Consider the following 21,709-nt stretch of genomic DNA (forward strand, 5'->3'; position numbering starts at 1 on the left):
AGTCGCTCGCGCAGGAGTCGTCCAGGGTGGCCTGGAGGGTGGCGAAGGCGTCACGGACCTTCTCGGTGGAGCTGGGGGCGAACTCGCCGGTCGCGCTGGGGACGCCGTCGGCCGGCTCGGGCGCGGTGGTCTCCGGTGCGGCGGCCGTCGTCCCCGGCGCCGCTGTCGTGGCCGGGACCGTCGCCGTGGCAGACGTCCCCGGGCCCGCCGCGTCGTCGGGCTCGGGGGTCGTACCGCAGGAGACGGCCAGGGCCGCCAGGCGGCAAGGAGCTCAAGCCGCAGTACTTCCCCGACCAGCTCACCAGCTGGCTGTCCATCCCGCTCGCCACCCAGGGCCACGCGGCCAGGATCCTCTTCCCGCAGATCACGAGGAAGGCTGCCCCGGCTGATCGAGAGAGCGCGCGGCGTCCAGGACGGCGACTTCTTCGACGAGACCACCGAGGACCGCTACCCCGACGCCTTCGGCCTCCTGCCCCCGCCCGCCGACCACACCGCCCTGCGCGCCGCTCTGGCCGAATTGCCCCGCCAGGGACTCGTGATGGGCCACGACACCAGCGTCAACGCCACGCTCCTGAAGGACGCCATTGCCCGCCTGAGCGCCTGACCTCGAGACCCCCGGTCCGTACCCCTATAACGGGCCGGCCCCGCCCGGTGCCCCTTCTCGCCCCAGCCTCGCGAGGAGGGGCACCGGCATGCCGCGGCACGATCCGAGACAGCGCTTACGGGCGGGCCCCGGCCCGGGCGCCGATCACCCACTGAGACGGGCAGGGGCAGCAAGCGGCCGACAATCAGAAGAACCGCTGGCCGCGACAGCCCGTCACCCGGCCCGGCCTATACGGCCGGGCCGGGTGACGGCCCGAAATTCCCGGACTCCCCGTACAACTATTCGAGCTGCTCGCGAGTCTGAGTCGGACACGGCATCTCCGTGTCCGACTCAGACTCGTGGGGGCTTCACCTTGCAGTTCCGTTCCACCAGCAGCCGTCTCGCCACCGCCGTCACGGCCGTCCTCGCGGTCACCGCCCTCGGCGTCGGCACGCTGGCGACCGCCCCGGCCGCCTTCGCGACGACATCGGCCTCGTCCGGGCAGGCCGACGCCACGCTTCCCCTCTACCCCGAGGGCTCCCCCCTCGGGGGCGCGGGCACCAGCGGGTTCTTCACGTACGACTACGTCGAAGCCGACAGCATCACGGACCTGGTCTGGACGCCGTACGACGGAGGAGCCTCGAAGCGGCTCCGGCACCCCAAGAACGGCGGTTACGCCCTGGCGGGCAACGACATCGCCGTCGTCGGCGATGACAGCTGGCCCGTGGCCATGCAGTCGATCACCTTGTGGAACATGGCCGACCCGGCGGCCCCCGGCGTGGACATCGACCTCGGCGCGTTGGGCGGCGGCTACCTGGCCACGCTGAGCCCGACGAGTGTGCTCGCGCAGATCTGGAAGGCGGACGGCACGGCGGAACTGCGCGTCGTCACCAAGGACGGCGCCACGACGACCAGCCGCAAGATCACGGGCCTGCCGGCGGACGCCGCCAACTTCAACGGTTCGACGGTCCTCGGAGGCTCCGTTCTCGTGAGGTACGAGGCGGGCCCGCCGGAGGCGCGCACCGGCCACCGGGCTCTGGTCGACGTGGCGGCCGGGACGGTGACCGAGACCTACTCCTCGGCCAAGTCCGGGTACAACGACTCCGGCCACCTGACGTTCTCCGCTTCGCACGTGGCCTGGCTCGACCAGGACGACACCGAGGCGTACGTCACGTCCGTCGACCGCAAGACGGGCGAGCAGAAGAAGACCGTTCTGGGTGACAGCACTCAAGAGTGGTACTACGAGCTGGTGGGCGACTGGCTGGTGTACGGCGCCTACTGGGCACACGCCACGGCCGTCTCCCTGACCACCGGCGAGACCCGCGACCTCGGCGTCACGATGTCGGAGTCGGCGCCCTCGACCGACGGCAGCGCCGTGCTGCGCGGCAGCGGGGACGTCGACGGCGACGGTCTGTTCCGCGTCGCGGCCGGTTCGGACGGCGCCCCGACGGTCACCAAGGTCGCCGAGACGGGCCAGGTGATACCCCCGCTGGAGATCCAGCAGGTCCGCGTCCCCGACGCGGTCGACCTCGACAAGTCCGGCGGCAAGGTGACCCTGAGCTGGATGCTGTCGCGCACCGACGCCTACCTGGACGTCACGCTGACGCACACCGTCACGGGCAAGGAGTTCAAGAAGCGTCTGACCGCGCCCGCGTCCGGCACCCTGTTCTCCTTCGACTGGGACGGTGTCATCGCCGGTGTGGACGCGCCGAACGGCACGTACGGCGTGGAGGCCGAGGCGACGCTGCTCGACGGCACCGGCGAGCCCGCCTACCAGGGCTGGCTCATGAACGTCACCCGCGCGGCCAATCCGCACGACTACACCAACAACGGCTCCACCGACGTCCTCGCCCGGGACGCCTCCGGCGTGCTGTGGCGCGACGACCTGCGGGACCGCCCGGTGGGCGGCAAGTTCGTGTCCGCTCAACGCACGAAGATCGGCGCGGGCTGGGGGGCGTACAAGCAGGTCGAGGCCGTCGGCAACGTCGCCGGCGCCGCCCCCGGCGACCTGATCGCGATCGACGGCTCCGGCGTGCAGTGGCTCTACCTGGGCAAGGGCGACGGCACGTTCGCCCCCCGCGTGCAGGTCGGCACCGGCTGGCAGATCTACAACAAGATCACCGGCGGTTCGGACCTCGACGGTGACGGCCGTGCCGACCTGGTGGGCACGGACGGCGCCGGCTACCTGTGGTTCTACAAGGGCACCGGCAACTACGCGAAGCCGTACGCGCCCCGCGTGAAGGTCGGCGGCGGCTGGGGGGTCTACAACCAGATCACCGCCGTCGGGAACATCGCCGGTGCGGCCGCGGGGGACATGGTCGCCCGCGACACCTCCGGCGTCCTCTGGCTCTACCTGGGCAAGGGCGACGGCACGTTCGCCCCCCGGGTGAAGATCGGTGCGGGTTGGGGCGCCTACTCCCAGCTCGTCGGCGCCGGCGACCTCGACAACGACGGCCGCCCGGACCTGATCGCGTACGGGTCCGGCGGCACGTACGTCTACCGCTCGACGGGCAGTGTCGCCGCCTCCCTCAGTCGTCAGACGACGACGCTGTACTCGGGTGAGGGCACCAAGTTCAACAGCGTGATCTAAGGCCGGTCCGTACTTTGAACGGACCGGCTCGCCCGGTGCCACTCCTCGCCCCAGCCACGCGAGGAGGGGCACCGTCCTGTCACGGGACGGGACGGGACGGGGCGCGGGGGCCCGACGGCCCTGTGCCCCGAGGTGCCGTTATGCGGGGGCCTGGCCGAGGTGGTCGCGGGGGTGCCCGGTGAGCTGTCGATGCAGGGCCTCGATCCGGGAGCGGACCAGGCCGTCGCGGTAGGGGCAGGGAGCCGGTCGAGTACGCTGGCGGCCATCTCAGACGCCGGCGTGGGGCCGCAGGTTCTGTTCCGCCGTCAGAGCGGACTGCTGCCGCGCCCCCGTACTTCGGCGCGGGGCGCGGTGCTTCACGCGGAGCCTGATCCGGAGCGTTGTTCAGGCAGCGTGGTCGTAGTCGAAACCGATGGCGTAGGACCAGACCCGCTGGGCGCCGAGGAAGGGGATCTTCCAGTCGCCGGTCCCCCGGTAGAGGGACATGTCGCCGTTACTGCGAATGGCGACCAGGTCAGGGCGACCGTCCTTGGAGACGTCTCCGGCGGCGACGAGGTGGCTGTAGGTGTTCCAGCCGCCGCCTACGCGGGTGCGCGGGGCGAACGTGCCGTCGCCCTTGCCCAGATGGCTCCAGAGAACGCCCGAGGTGTCGCGGGCGAGGAGGTCTCCGGCCTGGCCGCCCGCGATGTCGCCGACGGCGGTGATGTCGTTATAGATGCCCCAGCCGGTGCCGATCTTCTTCCGAGCGGTGAAGGGGCTGGTGGCATTGCCGGTTCCGGGGTGGAGCCAGAGAACGCCGGTTTTGTCGACGGCGAGGACGTCCGGTCTGCCGTCGCCGGTCAGGTCGCTGCCGCCGGTGATCCGGTTGTAGATCTGCCAGCCGGTGCCGACCTTGGTACGGCCGTAGAAGCCGCCCTTGCCGTTGCCGGTGTGGAGCCAGAGCGCCCCGGAGGTGTCACGAGTGAGGATGTCGCTCACGGGCGAACCGCCGAGGTTGCCGACCGCCTCGATCCGGTCGTAGATCTGCCACCCGGGGCCGATGAGCGCACGGTGGGACGAGTCCATGTCCAGCTCACCGCTGTAGTACGTGCTGTCGGTGCGCCACAGCCCGCCGGCGGAGTCCCGCTGGAGGAGGTCGAAGGCGCCGTTGGCATTGAGGTCGTGTGCGGCGGGCTGGCGGACGAGCTTGAATGAGCCGGAGGCCTGGAAGCCGAGCGGGGTTCCGTCCAGTGTGGTCGCCGTGATCGTCCAGGTGTAGTCGCCGTTGGGGACATCGCCCTTCTCGGTGTCGTGGGTGTCCCAGGAGAGGCGGAACGTGCTCGAATTTGTTTCGGTGCCCAGGAGGTCGGTGGTGGTGTGGCCGGTGCGGGTGTTGCGGATGACGACGGTGGCCCACGCGCCCCCCGACAGTTCCCACTCCAGCCAGATGTACTGCCGGTTGGTCATGTCGATGACGGGCGGCACGCTATGCCGGATGAGCGTGATGCCGTCCTCGGCCGAGACGGCCGTGGCTGCCGAAGTGCCTACAGCGCCTGCGCCGAACGTGACGGACAGAACGGTGGCGAGGGCAGTGGCGAACCGCCGGGCGGCATGGGGACGGGGCAATTCAGTTCTCCCTCAGACGCATCAGGTGCACCTTGCACCACACTCCTGTGACGCACGAGAAGGCGAAAGGTTGTACGAAGGTCCGTATGCTTTTTGCTGGCGACCATCCGGGTCTCGTCCAGGACCTTCTGTCGGAGTCCGCCCGGCAAGGGCGGCAGACCGTCTTCTAACTGATCGTTTCAGAATGAGTTGAGCTGCCGGTCTTGTGTTTGTCGATCTTGGTCGGCAGGGTGTCTGGGTGCGTGCTGATCTTGTTCTGGACGACCTGTGGGAGCGGGTGGCTCCGTTGCTGCCACCCGCTCCTGTACGACGCCACTGCCATCCCGGGCGACTTCGCGTTCCGGACCGGGCGGCCCTCGCCGGCATCATGTACGTGCTGTGGACCGGTGTCGCCTGGCGCGACGTGCCCGCCGAGACCGTGGGCTGCTCCGGTGTGACGGCCTGGCGTCGGCTGCGGGACTGGACCGAGGCCGGCGTCTGGTCACGCCTGCACGCCGTTCTGCTGGCCGAACTCCGCCGCGCAGACTTGTTGGACCTGGACGACTGCTCCGTGGACGGCTCTCATGTCCGGGCCCTCAAAGGGGGGATCATGTCGGCCCCTCGCCCGTCGACCGTGCCCGCCCGGGTTCCAAGCACCACCTGATCGTCGACCGGCACGGAACCCCGCTCGCCGTCACGCTCACCGGCGGCAACCGGCACGACGTTACCCAGCTCTTTCCGTTGCTGGATGCCATTCCGTCGATCCGGGGCCTGCGTGGACGTCCCCGCCGTAAACCCCGGCGTCTGTACGCCGACCGGGGCTACGACTTCGACAAGTACCGCCGCCTGCTGTGGAAGCGCGGCATCAAACCGCTGATCGCCCGACGCGGCGTCGCCCACGGTTCCGGGCTGGGGAAGGTGCGTTGGGTGGTGGAGCGGGCGTTTGCCTGGCTGCACCAGTTCAAACGACTCCGCATCCGCTACGAGCGACGCGCCGACCTCCATCAGGGCCTGCTCGAACTCGCCTGCAGCATCATCTGCCTTCGGCGACTCCGAACGTCCTTCTGAGGCGATCGGCAAGCCGTGACACGGCTAACGTCCCGCGGGCGGGACTTCACACGGCTGGTCATACATCCGCACGTCGCGCGCAGTCGTCAGCGGCATCAGCCGGGCAAGGCCAATCTCGCGGAAGTGGTCGGAGTCGCGGTGAGACGCGAATGCGGCGGAGTCAACGTACTTCTCGATGCTCACGTACCGCTCGGATGAGTCCTCGGAGCGAAACACGTCGTAGGAGAGACAGCCCGGCTCCTTGCGACACGCGGCGGCGAACTCGTGCAAGACCCGGCCGAACTCAACGGCATTCTCCGGGCTGCATGACACATCGGCAATGACAAGCACGTGCGAATCCATGACACACACCCTACGTCCAGCGTGGCCAGAAATGCGTTGGGTGGTGGAGCGGGCCTGCTCGAACTCACCTGCAGCACCAGCTACCTCTAACGAACCGAACAGGCATTCTGAAACGATCGGTGAAGCAGCCGAGCTTGCGCCATCGGGTGTTGCGGGTCTGGCGGTGCTCGTGCAGCAGCCAGGAAACGTGCTCGACGAGCTCATGCGGGACGTCGAGCGTGGCAGGATACGGAAACCTTCAGGGCCCCTTCGGTCGCCGGTGTGTTGAGTGGAATCATCACGCCAACGACGAGGGGCCCTGTCTCGTCACCACACCCACTGACCAGCCCATTTCACCCTCCAGCACAGGATGAAAGAGGCTCACTGACGTGGCGGAGAAAATGGGGCCTTCGCGATCGATACGCCCTGCGCCGACAGCAACACCATCTGCCTTCCCCGCCGGGGCGTGGACGGGGCCGGTCAGAGCGGATCACGGGCAGCGGTCAGAGGCCGCGGCTGAATGCCGAGAGGGTTGCTTTCAGCGCCAGTCGGAATTCCAGTTCAGCCAGTTCAGGGGGTGCTGAGAGGGGTCCGTCGGTGAGGGGGCGGCGGCTCAGTCCATGGACGGCGGACCAGGCTGCGCACTCGGAGCCATGTCGCCGGTCAGGTGGTACCGCGCCTGCCGTGGTCCTGGACGGTCCCTCGCTCTTCGCCTCGTAAGGCTGCTCCGTGCTCGGGCTCCTCGGCCCCGCTGCCTGGGTCGTTGCCGAGACCAGGCCTGACTCGGGACTACACCCCGCCCGTCCGAGCCGAGACGCAGGGGAAGCAGCGGCTCGCTCTGGTGGCGCCTCGCGCGCACCGTTGCCACGGCAGAGCGCGCACGTGGTCCGACTCTCAAGGCCCCCCAGGACCGCCCCCAAGGCCCCCCGCTACTCAGCGGAATCCGCTCGCGGCGACTCTGAATCCACCCCACCCTCCTGCCGACAGGCAACCGTGACAGAGACCCTGCATTGACAGCCTGACATTCCATGCTTAGTTTGTCAGTATGTCTGACGCTGATCGAGTGACGACCATCCTGCAAGCCGCCTACACGTGCTTCACCAGGCACGGAGTGCGGCGTACCACCATGGATGACCTCGCCCGCCAGGCAGGCATGTCACGGCCGGCCGTCTACCAGTACGTACGCAACAAGGAAGACGCGTTCCGGCGCTTGGTCCAGCACCTCCTCGACGACGCGCTCGCCGCCTCACGGGCGGCGGTCACGGAGGAGAGGGATCTGCCCGCGCAACTCACCGGCGCTCTGACGGCCAAGCTGGACCTGGTCGCGGGAGTGTGGCGGGACAGCCCCGCCCACGCGGCCGAGCTGCTCGCCGTCGACGCCCGCCTGTCCGCCGACCTCCTCACCGCCTATGACGAGGCGATGACCGACCTCCTCGCCGGCGCGCTGTCCCGGGCGGGCAGCCGCACCGACGCACATGACACAGCCCACGTGCTCCTCGCGCTTACCCGCGGCCTGGAAGCCGGCCTCACCGACCCGGAGACACCCCGGCGCCGCCTTCACCTCGGCGTCGCCCTGATCGTCTCCGGTCTCGACACCCCCAGGGACCCCCGCTCATGACCACCACCGCTGTCCTCATCACCGGCACGTCCTCCGGCATCGGCCGGACCGCCGCCGAACACCTCGTCCGCCGCCCCGGCCTCACCGTCTACGCCACTGCCCGCCGCACCGAGGCCGTCGCCGACCTCGCCGCCGCCGGGGCGCGTGTCCTCCCGCTCGACGTCACGGACGAAGAGTCCATGCGGGCCGCCGTCAAGGCGGTGGAAGAGGAGCACGGCCACGTCGGCGTCCTGGTCAACAACGCCGGCTACGGCGAGTACGGCACCATCGAGGAGACCGGTCTGGACGGCGTGCGCCGCCAGTTCGAGACCAACGTCTTCGGCCTCGCCCGGATGACCCAGTTGGTCCTGCCCGCCATGCGGGCCGCGGGATCCGGCCGCATCATCAACGTCGGCTCCATGGGTGGACGGCTCGTCTTCCCCGTCGGTGGCTACTACCACGCCAGCAAGTACGCCGTCGAGGCGATCACGGACGCGCTGCGCTTCGAGACCGCCCCATTCGGCATCAAGGTCAGCCTGATCGAGCCCGGCCTGATCCGCACGGGTTTCGGTGCGGTCGCCGCACGGACCCAGGCGTCCTCCTCCGCCCCGGAAGGCCCCTACGCCGCCCTGGTGTCGGCGAACGAGGAGCAGATGCGCACCTCCTACGACTCCACGTTGCTGTCCGCCCCACCGCAGACCGTCGCCAAGGCCGTCGAGCACGCCGCCACCGCGCGCCGCCCCCGCACCCGCTACGTCGTCACACCCGCCGCCAAGGCCCTCGTCCACACCCGCCGCCTCCTCGGCGCCCGAACCTTCGACGCCTACCTCAAGCTGCAGTACCGCGGCGCCGTATGACCGGGGACTACTCCTGGCCCTGGCCACCGGCCCCCCAGCCCGACCGGGGCGCGCTCGCCGTGCGCAACGAGGTCACCACCGACCTGGCCGCCACGAACTCTGGCCCACCCTCGTCGACGCCGCGAACTGGCCCGCCTGGTACGCCAACGCCCCAATGTCGAGCTTCAGGCAGGGCACCCCCGGCTCACCCACGGCACCGCCTTCACCTGGACCACCTTCCATCTGCGCGTCACCAGCACCGTTCGCGAACACGTCCCCCACTCCCGTCTGGCCTGGGACGGCAGGGCCCTGGGCGCCACCAGCTACCACCGCTGGGAACTGCGGCCCACCCCCGTGGGCGGCACGCGTCTCATCACCGAGGAAGTGCAGAGCGGCCCGGCCGCCCGTCTGCTGGCCCCGGCGATGCGCCGCGCCCTGCACCACCAACACCAGGTCTGGCTGGAAAGCCTGGTGCGCCACACCCGGAAGAACCTCGCATGAGCCCCACCGCACTGATCTACGGCGCCACCGGCTACATGGGCCGCCTCAACGCCCGCCAAGCCGCCGAGGCAGGCATGCGCCCCGTGCTCCCCGGACGCGACGCGTCCGTCCTGCCGTCGTAGGCCGCGAACTCGGCCTGCCCATCCGTGCCTTCGCTCTCGACGACCCGGCGGCCGTCCGGGAAGCCCTCGGCGACATCACCGTCGTCCTCAACAGCGCCGGGCCCTTCGACCGAACGACGAAGCCCCTCATGGACGCGTGTCTGCGCACGGGCACCCACTACCTCGACCTCGCCGGCGAACCTCTACCAGGACCGCCGCGACTACATCTGGAACAACCACTCCGACACCGCCACCCTGCGCGACGACCACGGCCGCATCGTCGACACCGAGACCTGGGGCGGCCGCCACCACCATCACCACTGACCCCACCCGCCCCGGACCGGGGCCGGGGCCATGACACACACGTGTGCCGGGCAGGACGAACCTGCCCGGCACACCCGCGCCTCCGGGCCGACAAGCCGTGATGCGTGAACATGCCGATGCCGACCGGTAAAGCGTCGGCGGGACGAGCCGAGGCGGGCGCCTCCACGCGGCGGCTCGGTGCGGCTCCAGCACCGCTTCACACGCGGGTTCACATGCGGGCGCGGAGCGTTTTCACCGACAGGCCGACTTCGGCGGCGATCGCGGCCCAGGTCAGGCCCCGGGCTCGCAGAGCACGGATGGATCGCGCGTCGATGCCGGGGGCCGGCCGGTTCAGCCGCCGGGCCTGGCGGTGGGTGCGCCGCTCGTCTTCGGGGATGCGGCGCAGGATCGTCCTGCAGTCCACGCCGATCTCGCGGGCGATGGCCGACGCGGACCGTCCGGCCCGGTAGCGGGTGAGGATCTCCTCGTCCGGGATCGGCAGGGCCATCCGGCGGCTTCCCGGCCTCGGTCTCGCAGGGCGGGGCGGCGGGGCCGGGGCTTTTGCGGCCGGGCGGCCGCGCCAGTGGGCGTCGGGGATCCGTGCCCGGATGGTCTGGGGAGAGACACCGAACTCGCGGGCGAGCGCGTAGGAGCTCTCACCTGCGCGGTAGCGCCGGCGGATCTCCTCATCCGCAAGCATCCACCGAGGCCGGGTCCGAGGCTGCGGGGTCCGGCCGCGGGGGCGGATCAGGTCGTCGGGGATCCGGCGGCGGATCGTGGAGGGGTGGACCTGGTAGAGCCGTCCGAGCTCGGTGATGGTGGCGCCCCGCACACACCGGGTGATGATCTCGTCCCGGGGCAGAAGCTCACCCCGTTGCTGGACGGCGAGCCGTGCCGCTTCCTTACGGGAGCGGCGCCGGGACGGGTCGAGTCGCGCGGTCAGCGCTTGGACCGAGATCCCGAGAGCGGCGGCAACCCGCTGCTGCGGCCTCCCTGAACGGTAGAGGCGCACGACCTGGGTGCGCAGGGCCTTCTCGTACGGCTGCCCGGCCCGGTTGTGGTGCCGCTGCCGAGCGGCGGCCACCGCATCACGCCGCTCCCGAGGAGGGACGTGCCGCTGGACGGTGGTCTTGGACACCCCCAGCTCCCTGGCCACCACGGCGATACTGGCACCCTCACGGTACCGGCGCCGGACCAACGCCGGCAGCGCCTTCGCATCCCCCACCACTCCCCCTGTCCCGTGTTCCTCCTCTGGGCCAACGACAGGACCCTGGCGAAGGGTGCGCCGGCGTAGGGAGCAGGGGTCGTCCGGGAAACGGTGCCCGCCATACTTGAGGCCACCCCTGCGGGTGCGGGGAGCAGATCACCAGATCGGCCGGGTAATCCGGGCCACCGGGTCCGCCCCCGCAAGAGCGGGGAGCGGACCGAGTTGCGGACCGCACCGTCAGTACCAGCCCGTTCCGGCTTGAGCTGAACTGGGCTGAACCGCGGTGGTGAAGGCCAGCCCACCCTGAGGAGGAGCAGGCCTCTTCCTCCGGCTATCGCGGAGAAAGAGGTGTCGTCGTGGCGCGCAGGCTTGCCCGCCACGCTTGACCAGGCACAACGCTCAAGATCGAAAAATGGGGGTCCCACTCCCGGTCACACCTCCGGTGCAACCCCTAGGGCGCCTCTACGTGCAACCCTCCAGCCTCCTTCCGGTGCAACTGTCCCAGTAGGACTCCCCCGTGGGGCTTGCCCGCCTGCGCAGCGCACCGGCCGGTTCCCGCCTGCCTCCGGCGGTGATACCGGAGATCGCGCCGGTCGGTCTTGCCGGACACCACGTCGTAGCAGCCCGGGCAGGGCAGGCCGTGCGAGCGATCATCCAGCCGTCGACCGCGGCGGTCGTCCCCCGGTTCCTGCAGGGGGCGACGTCGGAAGTCGGGCCGGTTGCGGGGAGCGCCTCGGCGGTCCTGTGGCTGGGGAAGGCCGGTCGGTCCGCGGTCCAACCGTGCCGCTGGGACTCGGCCCGGGCGTCTTGCGAAGGTGGAAGCGGCCGGGGGCGCCCAGGAACCGTCGGCCTGCGGGCCAGGCGGTGACCGGCTGCTCATCGTCGAGGGGCAGAGCCTGCTCCGCGATCCACCTGCGGGGTGCGGACGGCGTGCAGACCGCGTACGTCCTTGCCGTACGCGGTCTGCACGTCCACGACGGAGACGACGCCGAGCTCGTCTACCGCGCGCTCGCGGCGGTGACCTTCTTGGCAGCGGCCGCCTTCGTGACCTTCCCCTCGTCGGCTCGCTCCTTCCGCTGTTCCGCCCTGAGCTGGCATTTCGCGGCCTGGGCAGGTCTCGCCACCTCATGGGCAAGGCCTGGGCAAGCCTGCGTGCACCGTGGGCAAGCCGTTTCCTGTGGGCTTGGCAAGTTGGTCAGTGCGGGCGCGGCGGGTTCTCTTTGGCGGAGAACGAAAACGCTTGGCTCTGCGTGAGGTGTGCCTGGTCCGGTCGACCGGGTTCAGGGTGCGATGTGGGGGCGGTTGGTGCCCTTGCGTCTGTCGCGCAGGGCAGCGAGCAGCTCTTCCGGCTCGGGCCGCAGCCCGCTGACCAGGCAGCGGATCTCCTCGCCTTCGGGGGCAGTCTCCGTGGGTCTGCCGATGGGGTGCCGGCAGCTGGTAGCGGTTTGCTGTCCGAAGCACTCGTCCCGTACGAGGGCCGGCGCCGACTGGTCGGCGGCGAGGTGTTCTCCGCCGGGTTGCCGCATCTCCACCTGGGCCTGCTGGATGATGCCGGCCGCGGCCAGGAAGACCGCGGTGTGCTGCGGGCATGCAGCTCCCGCTCGGCGATCGTGATGGCGCCGTGGCGGGGGATGGTGGGGTAGCCCAGCTGGATAGCGGCGGCCTTCGGGCCCAGATCGGGCTGGGCCCCGACGAGATCGGCGATGCGCCGGCCGCGCAGGGGGGCCAGCCCGGACTGGACGGTGGGGAACCTGGTGACGTCCAGGGTGTCGGCGACGGTCTCCAGGGTGATGGCGGGGTCAGCCTCCAGAAACTCGGCGATCCGCAGCAGGAGATGGACGCGAGGGATCATGTCACCGCCGCTCCGCAGGACGGCCGCCTCCGGCGGCCCTGCCGGGACGCTTGCCATCCGCCTCGACGAAAGTGGGCGCCGGCCGCTTTGTTTCTGTCGGCCGCAGGGTGATCCCGCGCACCGGGCGGCCTGTGTATCTCGTCTTCCGGGTTCCGGCCGTGCACTCCTGCGCTAGCCTCGATGCAGCGTCTACGACTTGGAGGCAGCAATGCGGATCGTCTTCGACCCGGCCGAGCAGGAGGCCCTGCGGGCCGACGCGCGGGAGATGGCTGACGGCGACCCGCAGATCGCCTACGTCCTGGAGCGTCTGGCCGGCGAGGGCGTCGACCTGGACCGCGTCACCTCCTGGGAAGACCTGCGCGAGAACCTCGGGCAGCCCCCGCTCGACGACTCCACTCCCACCTCGCACGTCGCCTGATGGGGCGCCACGCACCCAAGCGCGCCCGCATCGTCTTCTACGACGTGGCACAGGACCAGATCGAGAAGATGACCGAGGCCGAGCGCCTGCGGCTGGAGCCCGTGCTGGTGGCCGTCTCCAGGAATCCGGAGATCGGCGTGCTGTCGAAGCACGGAGCGGTCCGCGAGCACCGCGAGGGCGGCGTCCGCGTGCTGTACGTGCCCACGGCCCTGGGCACCCTGATCCTGGTCGCGTACGTCGAGACGGACTGACCGCCGCCCTCCGATCCGAACCAATCAGTAAAGCCGGCCGGTGTAGGTCCAGCCGTTGGGACCGGACGTGTCGCCGCCGTTGAAGAGATAGGCGTGTGTGGCGCCGTCGACGGTGGTGTAGAGGTAGTCGGCGTGGGCGTCGGCGTTGATGTCGGCGAGCTGGACGCGGTCGTGGTCGGTGGTGACGCCGGAGGCGGTACGTTCCGGGCCCTGCCAACCGCCGTGGCGGTCGCCGCCACGGTTGAGGTAGCTGGTGAGACTGCCATCGGGATTGACGGTGTGGTAGTCGACCCGCCCGTCGCCGTCGAGATCCGCGAGCCGGACCCGGCTACGGTCCTGGGTGGTTCCGGTGGCCACCTGGCCCAGGCCCACCCAGCCGCCGGTCCCGGCCGGGTCGCCGCCGCGGTTGAGGTGGACGGTGACGGCACCGTTGTCGGCGATGGTGATGTAGTCGGTGCGGCCGTCGCCGTCCCAGTCCGCGAAGCGGACCTGCTCCTGGCGGGTGGTAGTGCCCCAGGCGACCTGGCCGATGTGCTGCCAGCCGCTCGGGCCGGAGACATCGCCGCCCTTGTTGAGGTAGACGCTCACCCCTCCGCCGGCCGTGATGAGGAGGTAGTCGGCCTTGCCGTCGCCGTCGAAGTCGGCGAACCGCACCCGGGTGCGGTCGGTGGTGACGCCCGTGGCGACGCGCCCCACGTCCTGCCATCCGTCGACGCGGTTCAGCCGTGCGTGCACCTCGCCGCTGTCGGCGATGGTGAGTTGGTCGGTGCGGCCGTCGCCATCGAAGTCGGCCCACCGCACGGGCCCGGTGCCGCCGGCTTCGGTCCCCGCGCGGGGCGCAGGGGATCGGAGGGTCCAGCCGTCGGTGACCGTCTGCTCGATGGCCGCGTTGTAGGCGGTGGCCAGCTTGCGGTAACCGGCGTCGTTGGGGTGCAGTCCGTCAGGCAGTTCGGTGGCAACGTCCAGCTGCGGTGGGGCCACGTATCGGAAGTGCTGCCCGGCCGTTTGCCGGCTTGCCTGCTGTCCTTGGACGACGGAGTTGAACGCGGCGGTCTGCCGCTCCAGGCCCGGGGTGTCGGTCAGCAGCCCGAGGACGATGACGGCGGTGCCGGGCCGCTGGGTCTGGAGACGGTCGACGAGTTCGAGGAGCCGGTGGGCCGCGTCCTCGGGGTCGGCGGCGTGCCACTTCAGGTCGTTGATGCCGAGGTGGAGCAGGACGACATCGGGCCGGGCGGCGTCCTGCCAGCGGTCGATCTCGGCGTGAACCTGGTCGATCGTCCAGCCGCTGTGGCCCTCGTTGTCGGGATCTCCGGCGGCGCCGAAGGAGCCGGAGCCCACGAAGTCGGGGGTGTAGCGGGTCTGGCCGGCCATCAGCTCCCACAGGGGGCCGCGATAACCGGCACCGGTCGTGCTCTCGGCGCCCGCGGTGATGGAGTCGCCCAGCGGCATGATCCTCACCAGCGGCGGTGCGGGTACGGGCGCGGCTGCTGCTGGGGAGACCGATCCGGCGAAGGCGAGGGCCGTGGCGAGGGAGAGCGTGGACAGTACGGTGCGTTTCATCGGTGGGGACCTTCGGGTTACGGGAGTCGAGCCGCGCGCATGCCGGTGACGGCCCGCGCGCGGCAGCCCGGGAGAGAGGCTGCTCGGGGCCGGCGGAGGAGAGTCCGCCGGCCCCGAGCGTGCCCTGTCCTGTGGGCTTGGATGGGCCGGGGGCGCCGGCCGGGCCCGGGGTGCTGAAGGGCCCCGGGCCCGGTCGTGCGGTGTCCGGTCAGGTGCCGCTGGCGACCTTGCCGATGCCGGTCCAGCCGTTGGGGCCGGACTTGTCGCCGCCGTTCCACAGCCAGACGGAGGCGCTGCCGCCCGCGCCGGCAACGACGTAGTCGGCGTGGGTGTCGCCGTTGAAGTCGACGAACTGGACCTTGGTGTGGTCGGTGGTGACGCCGCTGGCGATCTGGCCGATCGTGTTCCAGCCGGTGCCGCCGGCCGGGTCGCCGCCGCGGTTGAGGTAGAGGTCGACCTTGCCGTCGGACTTGATGTGGAGGTAGTCGGCCTTGCCGTCACCGTCGTTGTCGGCGAGGCGGATGCGGGAGCGGTCGCTGGTCACACCGGTGGCGACGGTGCCGGTCGCGGGCCAGCCGTTGCCGGACTGGTCGCCGCCGCGGTTGAGGTAGACCGAGAGGGCACCGGAGTCGGTGAAGACCAGGTAGTCGGAGCGGCCGTCGCCGTCCCAGTCCGCGAAGCGGACCTTGGTGGCGTCGCTGGTCGTGCCGTAGGCGACCTTGCCGATGTGCTTCCAGCCGTTGCCCGGGTCGCCGCCCTGGTTGAGGTAGACCTCGACGGAGCCGTCGGTGTTGATCAGGAAGTAGTCGGCCTTGCCGTCGCCGTCGAAGTCGGCGAAGCGGACCCGGTTGCGGTCGGTGGTCAGACCGGTGGCCACGCGGCCCAGCGGCTGCCAGCCGTTGGAGCCGGCCGGGTCGCCGCCGCGGTTGAGCCAGACGGAGACCTCGCCGTTGTCGGCGACGCTGATGTAGTCCGGCTTGCGGTCGCCGTCGAAGTCGGCCCAGCGGATCCGGTCGTTGCCACCGGCCTCGTTGACTGCGGCGGAGCGGCGGTTGGTCAGAGTACTGACCCAGTCGCGGATGTCGTCGGTGCGTACGTCATAGGCGCCGGCGGTGGTGTTGGCGGCGTCGAGGCAGCCAGCCTGGCCGGAGCGGGCGGTGATGCCGACCAGGGCCGGCTTGCCGTTCTCCGTGCGGATCGCCGGGCCGCCCGCATCCCCCTGGCAGACGGTGGCGTCGGCCGGGGACTTGGGCGCGAGGAGGACGCCGGTGGCGTCGGAGACGCCGGTGGTGAAGGTGGCGGAGTGGAGCTTGGAGGGCACCCACTCGTTCTTCGTCCGCCCGAAGCCCGCGACGGTGACGTCCTGGCCCGCGGTCGGCGCGGTGGCGGACAACACGACCGGGGTAACGGTGAAGGCTGGCTTGTCCAGGCGGGCCATGACGAGGTCACGGTCGGCACGGGGGACGAGCTCGACGATGTCGGTGGTGTGGCCGCCGGACGTGAGCAGGTCGGTGCGGCCGACGGTGAGGGTCGTCTTCTCCTTCGGCGCGCCCGCGGCAACCGTGCTGGTGTCGGCCGGGTTGTCCGCGAAGCAGTGCTTGGCCGTCAGGACCCAGTACGGGTCGACCAGCGTGGCGGTGCAGGAACGCTTGCCGTCACCGATGGTGATCCTGCCGGTGAACGCGAGCGTCTGGTCACCGCCGGGAGCGGGCGGGTTCGCGTCCGTGCCGGTCACACGCAGTTCGATCAGGCTCGACTTGATGCGGTCCGCGGTGGCCTCGCCGTAGCCGGTGAAGTCGTTGGCGGGGGCGTCGATGACGGTCTTGGTGCCGTCGGCCTCGATGGTGGTCTTGACCGGGTAGGCCTCGGTCCAGATCCCGTACGCGGAGGGCAGTTCCAGGGAGAGGTAGGCCGGCTTCGTCTTGACGTCGAAGCAGTAGTCCTTCAGCCCCGAACGGGTGTTGACCAGGATGTCCTGCGTGCCGTCACAGGCCTGCAGCATCAAGTTGCCGTCACCACGCTTGAGCGTGATCGCCTTCTCCGCCTGAATGGCCGCCGCACCAGGGTAGGAGAAGTCCTCCACCGCATACGACATCGCATCCACACCGGGCAGCGAGTCCGCGGTCGCCGGAGGAGCCGCCGTGAGGGACAGAGTGGTCAGTGCGAGCGCTGACGGCGCACCGACCATCAGGTGTCTGCGCGCGCGGGATATAGCCATTGCGGGCCTTCCAGAAAAGCAGGAGACAAGACACGGAGGTCCCATCTGATTTCCCCGAAAATTCAACCACGTCCAAGATCAGCTTCCGGCCATTTCAAACATGATCAAGATCTCAAAAAAACATTGACCTGCCGTGCAACCCTTCACGCTACTGACTGGCTGTCAGGTGGCAGCGGCGTTGCGGAGCCCGGAATCACGCCGCCCGACACGCGCGGCACGGCAGAAGCAGGGCCTCACCTGCGCGTTGTCGGCCCGTAGCCACCGGGTCGGGCCGGTGCGGCAGGGTCCTGTCACGGCTGTACGATCATCCGGATCGAACCCTCCTCGAACGGCCCGATGGACTCTTTTCAGTCAAGTGCAATACGCGCAATTTCAATGAAGCCCCTTTCGCGGGTTGATTCCGTGCCGTTCCGGAGGGCTGAAACGAGGTATTTTAAAGGGGGCGCCGCGTGAAACGGCGAATACCCTCCTGGACGTCTGGTTCGGGAGCATTGGAAAGGTTTTCCGCGCGTCGGCGTGGTCTGAGAGGGCTGCTCGCGGCCGGCCTGCTCTCGGGCCTGCTGGGTGGACCCGCCGCGGCAGCGGACGAGGCCCCGACCCTGTCACCGCAGGAAGTCCGGGCGCAGATCGTCGACTTCTGGCACAACGGCGGTCCGGGAGTGAAGGAGGCCGCCGAGCAGGCGCTGCTGGGCGGTCCGGAGGCGATCCAGAAGTTCCTGGATGAGGCCCCGTCCATCGAGTACGACGACAACCGGGTCGATACGGCCCGGATGGCCATGACCGGTGGGCCGGGGGTTCGGCAGGCCGCCAAGGAGGCGATGCTGAAGTCGCCTGCGGACCTGCGGAGGTTCCTCCTCTACGGGTTCCGCGATCCGCTGGACGAGGACCGCAAGGTCGACATCGCGCGGATCGTCACCTACGGGGGCCCGGGCGTACGCGACGCGGGCAAGGCCGCCCTGCTGGGCAGCTTCGCCGACCGCGAGGAGTTCTTGAACTCCGGCCAGTATGTCGCGCAACAGGACGACAACCGGGTGGACGTGGCCCGGATGACGAACACGGGCGGGCCGAACGTCAAGGCAGCGGCGAAGGTCGCGCTGAAGGGCACGCCCGAGGACATCGTCGAGTTCCTGGAGGTCGGGCAGTTCACCGCCCGCAACCGTGACCAGGTCCACGCCTCGATCGCTGAGCTGACCGAGCAGGCCAAGCAGGCCGGCAAGCAGGCCGAGGACGCCACCAAGCAGGCCCAGGAGGCCTCCGCCAAGGCGATCACGGCAGCGGAGCTGGCCAAGACCGCTGCTCAGAACGCCGCGAGGGAGACACAGGCGGCCAAGGCCGACTCCGAGCGCGCCGCGGTCAAGGCCAAGCAGGCCGCCGACGCCGCCCGTGCTGCCGCGTCGGCCGCCCAGGAGGCGATCGGATCGGCCAACGCCGCCAACCGTGCCGCCCGCCGGGCCGCTCTCGCCGCAGCCCAGACCGCGTCGGCGGCCGCCGCGGCCGCCGACGCCGCGAACAAGGCCTACAACGCGGCCATCGCCGCAGCCGGGAACAAGGACGACGCCGAGGCGGCCCGCGGCGCCGCGGCGACCGCACGGGCAGCGGCGCAGCTGGCGAAGGACTCCGCCGCCGCGGCCGAGAAGGCCGGTATCGCATCCACGGCCGCCGGTCTGGCGGCGGGCGCCGCCAAGGGAGCCTCCGACAACGCCGACGCGGCCGCATCCGCGGCCGAGGAAGCCAACACCTACGCCGACGAGGCGGGCCTGCATTCGGACGAGGCCCGGCAGGCCGCGGCCGAGGCGCGCCGTCACGCGACCGCCGCACGCGCTGCCGCCGACCGCTCCTCTGCCCTGGCACGCCGAGCGGCCACGGCCGCCTACGGGGCGCGCGACGCGGCGAACTCCGCCGCCGCGCACGCCGAGAACGCCGCGAACTTCGCTGACGAAGCCGTCCGCCAGGCGGGCAACGCCTCGACGTACGCGGCTCAGGCTCAGAAGAACGCCGACGCGGCCAAGACGGCTGCGGAGGCGGCCTCGGCCGCGGTGAAAAAGGCCCGGGAGATTTTCGACCTCGCCAACCAGGCCGAGGCGGACGATCTGACGACCCGCACCGAGGCCGCTGTCGAGCGCGCCCGCTCGGCGAAGTCCGCGAGCGATCGGGCCATCTCGGCCTCTGCCGCCTCCCAGGTCCAGGCCCTGGGCCTGCAGGACACGGCCACCCTTCTCGCGCAGGAGGCGAGCCGGCCGGACGTCGATGTCGCCGCGACCGCCAAGAAGGGCCGCGAGCTGGCCATGCAGGCGATGAAGCTGCTGGGCCCCTGGCATCAGGAAGCCGCCGCCCGCGCGCTCGCCGGCACCGACCAGGACGTCTTGGACTACCTGCGCACCCGCTGGAAGGAGGCCGAACAGCACGACGTCCGCCAGCGCGTACTCACCCTCTCCACCCAGAGCCCGTACGCCTCCGTGCGTACCGCTGCGGTCGAGATCCTCAAGGGCACGCCCGAGCAGATCCGCGGCTTCTACACCAGCGGTCAGTACGCCGTCGGTCTCGACGACATGAAGGTCGACGTCGCCCGGCTCACCAACACCGGCGGCCCTGGTGTCAGGGAGGCGGCCAAGGCCGCCCTCGCCGAGGGCACCGGCAGGGCCCTGGCGGTCTTCTTGCAGTCCGCTCAGTACGCCGAGCGCGTCGACGACGACAAGGTCACCGCCGCGCGTCTTGCCACCACCGGAGGCGCGGAGGTCAAGGCGGCCGCCAAGATCGCCCTGGCCGGGCCGCCCGACCTGCTGCACGAGTTCGTCACCACCGGCCAGTACATGGCCCAGCGCAAGGACGACCTCGCCGACCACCACAAGAACCAGATCGAGGTCCTCCTCGCCGAAGGCGACGAAGTCGCCGCGAAGGCGCAGGAGAACCGCTGGAAGGCGGCTCAGGCTGCCGCGCTGGCCGTGAAGGCCGATGCCGAGGCCCAAGACGCCGCGGCCCAGGCGCTGCAGTCCAAGAACGATGCCGCCGGGTTCGCCGCTTCCGCGAAGGCCTCGGCCGACAAGGCCGCCGCAAGCGCGACTGCGGCCGCGAACTCCGCGGCCTCTGCGCGCAGCGCTGCCAGCCGTGCCGAGGCCGATGCCTCGGCAGCAGAGAGTTCCGCGGCTCAGGCCCAGTTCTCCGCGGACTACGCCCGCCAGTCCGCGCACGAGGCGGACAAGTCGGCTGACGAGGCGCGTGCCTCCGCGATCGCGGCCGGCAAGAGCAAGGACCAGGCCGAGGCCGAGGCCAAGCAGGCCTGGAGCGCGGTCCTGGCTCTGCGGGAGAAGGAGGAGGCCGAGGCCCGCCGTCGGGCCGAAGAAGACCGCAAGAGGCAGGAACAGGCCAAACCCAAGCGGATCTGCGTCCCGCACCCCACCCGCGAGACCATGGCACCGATCATGGCCTGCGCGCTGGATCCGGAGCACTCCGAGATCCGCATGCCGGAGATCGACCCCACCCTCCGCGAGATCGTGTGGGAGGTCACCGGCCTCAACGACATCAAGGCCTGTATCACCACCCCCACCCTTGTCGGCTGCACCATGGCCGCGGCCGGAGTCCTGCCGGTCGGCAAGCTGAAGCTGCTGACCAAGGTCGACGACGCGATCGACGGCATCAGAGGCCTGCGGGCCGGACGCCGCGCCACCGAATGCCTCGTGGAAGCCGCCAAGCACAGCTTCCCCGCCGGCACCAAGGTGCTCATGGCCGACGGCACCCGCCGGGCCATCGAGGAGATCCAGGTCGGTGACCTCGTCACCGCCACCGACCCCGCCACCGGCACCACCGCGGCCCGGCCGGTCACCCGCGCCATCACCACCCCTGACGACCGCGACTTCACCGACGTCACGCTGTCGGACGGCTCCGGCCTGACCTCCACCGATCACCACCCGTACTGGGTGGAGAACCGCAAGCGCTGGGTGGACGCCACCGACCTTCGCGTCGGCGACGCCCTGCGGACCCCGGTCGGCACGGCGATCCAGGTCGGCCGGATCAGCCACTGGAAGGGCCTCCAGCCCGCCTACGACCTCACCGTCGAAAGCACCCACACCTACTACGTCAACACCGGCACCACCGACGTCCTGGTCCACAACACCGACGGCGCTCTCTGCGAGAAGTGGGTGCTCGACGCATGGGCGGACCTGCCTGACACGGACAAGACCGTCGGGTACGCCTTCGCCGACGGCAAGCGGTTCTGGAAGGACCCCATCTGGAGCGGCAAGAGCGGCCTCTCCGACGAGATCAACAAAATTCTTCGCGAGTCACCGAATTTCGATCTCGAAAAGGGTGGCGTCTGGGCGGCCGACCACGTGGAGACGAAGCTTGCTCTCTACATGCGCCAGGGGAAAGCCCCGAACAAGATGGACGTCGTCATCAACACCAACTATGTCTGCCCGAAGGACGGAGGAAACCAGGGATGCCAACAGGCCGTTCCCGCACTCCTCTGCGTGGGGCAGACACTGATCGTCCACTACCCCGACATGCCGGAACCCATGAAACTGGAAGGACTCGCGACCGGAAAGGACTGCGAGAGGTAACCGCTGAATAGATGAAGGCGCTGCTCTGCACACGCAGAGCAGCGCCTTCATGTAATACGGGTGCCGATGGTTGCAATTTCCAGGACGGCCCGCGACAACCAGCCCTGCTAGGAGATGTCCGGCCGATCATGTGACTACTCCGCCGTCGTGTCGTTGATGTGGACAT

The 21,709-nt window shown here is 70.2% G+C and carries 15 protein-coding genes and 1 pseudogene; 8 read left to right on the forward strand and 8 right to left on the reverse strand.

Annotated features, from left to right (window positions below; translation table 11 throughout):
* Window positions 1–364: 364 nt before the first annotated feature.
* A complete protein-coding gene (locus IE180_RS34160) occupies window positions 365–547 on the reverse strand; it encodes a hypothetical protein (RefSeq protein WP_190160837.1) in 183 nt (60 codons plus the stop codon).
* 409 nt (window positions 548–956) lie between these two features.
* Here IE180_RS34160 and IE180_RS34165 point away from each other — a divergent pair, with 409 nt between their 5' ends.
* Window positions 957–3,173: an FG-GAP repeat domain-containing protein gene (locus IE180_RS34165; protein ID WP_229861187.1), complete on the forward strand. Its 2,217-nt coding sequence runs from the start codon at window positions 957–959 to the stop codon at window positions 3,171–3,173.
* A 384-nt stretch (window positions 3,174–3,557) separates the two neighbouring features.
* Here the strand turns inward: IE180_RS34165 and IE180_RS34170 are convergent, their stop codons facing one another.
* Window positions 3,558–4,637, reverse strand: a complete 1,080-nt coding sequence (locus IE180_RS34170; RefSeq protein ID WP_190160839.1) for an FG-GAP-like repeat-containing protein — start codon at window positions 4,635–4,637, stop codon at window positions 3,558–3,560.
* Window positions 4,638–5,016: 379 nt separating this feature from the next.
* Between IE180_RS34170 and IE180_RS34175 the strand changes: the two genes are divergently transcribed.
* Window positions 5,017–5,825, forward strand: a protein-coding gene (locus IE180_RS34175) for an IS5 family transposase (protein WP_190160840.1) whose coding sequence is annotated in 2 segments (ribosomal slippage) — window positions 5,017–5,356 and window positions 5,356–5,825 — 810 coding nt in all. Because the reading frame shifts where the segments join, the coding sequence is not laid out codon by codon here.
* 24 nt (window positions 5,826–5,849) lie between these two features.
* Here the strand turns inward: IE180_RS34175 and IE180_RS34180 are convergent.
* Both IE180_RS34180 and IE180_RS34185 read right to left on the reverse strand, forming a co-directional pair.
* Window positions 5,850–6,167: a putative quinol monooxygenase gene (locus IE180_RS34180; protein ID WP_190160841.1), complete on the reverse strand. Its 318-nt coding sequence runs from the start codon at window positions 6,165–6,167 to the stop codon at window positions 5,850–5,852.
* A gap of 121 nt (window positions 6,168–6,288) precedes the next feature.
* Window positions 6,289–6,448: pseudogene (locus IE180_RS34185) on the reverse strand (IS5/IS1182 family transposase); the annotation flags it as partial.
* A 743-nt stretch (window positions 6,449–7,191) separates the two neighbouring features.
* On the opposite strand from IE180_RS34185, the gene IE180_RS34190 reads away from it, so the two are divergent.
* The 3 genes from IE180_RS34190 to IE180_RS37290 all read left to right on the forward strand — a co-directional run bounded on the left by IE180_RS34190 (window position 7,192) and on the right by IE180_RS37290 (window position 9,202).
* On the forward strand, window positions 7,192–7,764 hold the full coding sequence (locus IE180_RS34190) for a TetR/AcrR family transcriptional regulator (protein WP_268255502.1): 573 nt from the start codon (window positions 7,192–7,194) through the stop codon (window positions 7,762–7,764).
* Complete coding sequence (locus IE180_RS34195; protein ID WP_190160843.1) at window positions 7,761–8,600, forward strand: oxidoreductase; 840 nt, start codon at window positions 7,761–7,763, stop codon at window positions 8,598–8,600. The genes IE180_RS34190 and IE180_RS34195 overlap by 4 nt, the downstream gene beginning before the upstream one ends.
* 476 nt (window positions 8,601–9,076) lie before the next feature.
* The gene (locus tag IE180_RS37290) at window positions 9,077–9,202 is read left to right on the forward strand and encodes a hypothetical protein (RefSeq protein ID WP_268255503.1); all 126 of its coding nucleotides are present in this window, start codon (window positions 9,077–9,079) and stop codon (window positions 9,200–9,202) included.
* A gap of 511 nt (window positions 9,203–9,713) precedes the next feature.
* Here IE180_RS37290 and IE180_RS34200 read toward each other — a convergent pair.
* Window positions 9,714–10,622 (reverse strand): hypothetical protein, encoded by a 909-nt coding sequence (locus IE180_RS34200; RefSeq protein ID WP_190160844.1) that lies wholly within the window; start codon window positions 10,620–10,622, stop codon window positions 9,714–9,716.
* Window positions 10,623–11,971: 1,349 nt separating this feature from the next.
* A complete protein-coding gene (locus IE180_RS34205) occupies window positions 11,972–12,223 on the reverse strand; it encodes a hypothetical protein (protein WP_190160845.1) in 252 nt (83 codons plus the stop codon).
* 516 nt (window positions 12,224–12,739) lie between these two features.
* On the opposite strand from IE180_RS34205, the gene IE180_RS34210 reads away from it, so the two are divergent.
* Both IE180_RS34210 and IE180_RS34215 read left to right on the forward strand, forming a co-directional pair.
* The gene (locus IE180_RS34210) at window positions 12,740–12,961 is read left to right on the forward strand and encodes a hypothetical protein (RefSeq protein ID WP_190160846.1); all 222 of its coding nucleotides are present in this window, start codon (window positions 12,740–12,742) and stop codon (window positions 12,959–12,961) included.
* Complete coding sequence (locus IE180_RS34215) at window positions 12,961–13,212, forward strand: hypothetical protein (protein ID WP_190160847.1); 252 nt, start codon at window positions 12,961–12,963, stop codon at window positions 13,210–13,212. The genes IE180_RS34210 and IE180_RS34215 overlap by 1 nt, the downstream gene beginning before the upstream one ends.
* Before the next feature lie 24 nt (window positions 13,213–13,236).
* Here the strand turns inward: IE180_RS34215 and IE180_RS34220 are convergent, their stop codons facing one another.
* On the reverse strand, window positions 13,237–14,772 hold the full coding sequence (locus IE180_RS34220; RefSeq protein WP_190160848.1) for an FG-GAP-like repeat-containing protein: 1,536 nt from the start codon (window positions 14,770–14,772) through the stop codon (window positions 13,237–13,239).
* A 208-nt stretch (window positions 14,773–14,980) separates the two neighbouring features.
* Window positions 14,981–16,867: an FG-GAP-like repeat-containing protein gene (locus IE180_RS34225; RefSeq protein WP_190160849.1), complete on the reverse strand. Its 1,887-nt coding sequence runs from the start codon at window positions 16,865–16,867 to the stop codon at window positions 14,981–14,983.
* A 614-nt stretch (window positions 16,868–17,481) separates the two neighbouring features.
* Between IE180_RS34225 and IE180_RS34230 the strand changes: the two genes are divergently transcribed.
* Entirely contained in the window at window positions 17,482–21,543 is a 4,062-nt protein-coding gene (locus tag IE180_RS34230) for a DddA-like double-stranded DNA deaminase toxin (protein WP_229861191.1), read from the forward strand.
* The last annotated feature ends 166 nt before the right edge of the window (window positions 21,544–21,709 follow it).

The organism is Streptomyces litmocidini, assembly GCF_014649755.1.
Taxonomy (GTDB): Bacteria; Actinomycetota; Actinomycetes; order Streptomycetales; family Streptomycetaceae; genus Streptomyces; species Streptomyces litmocidini.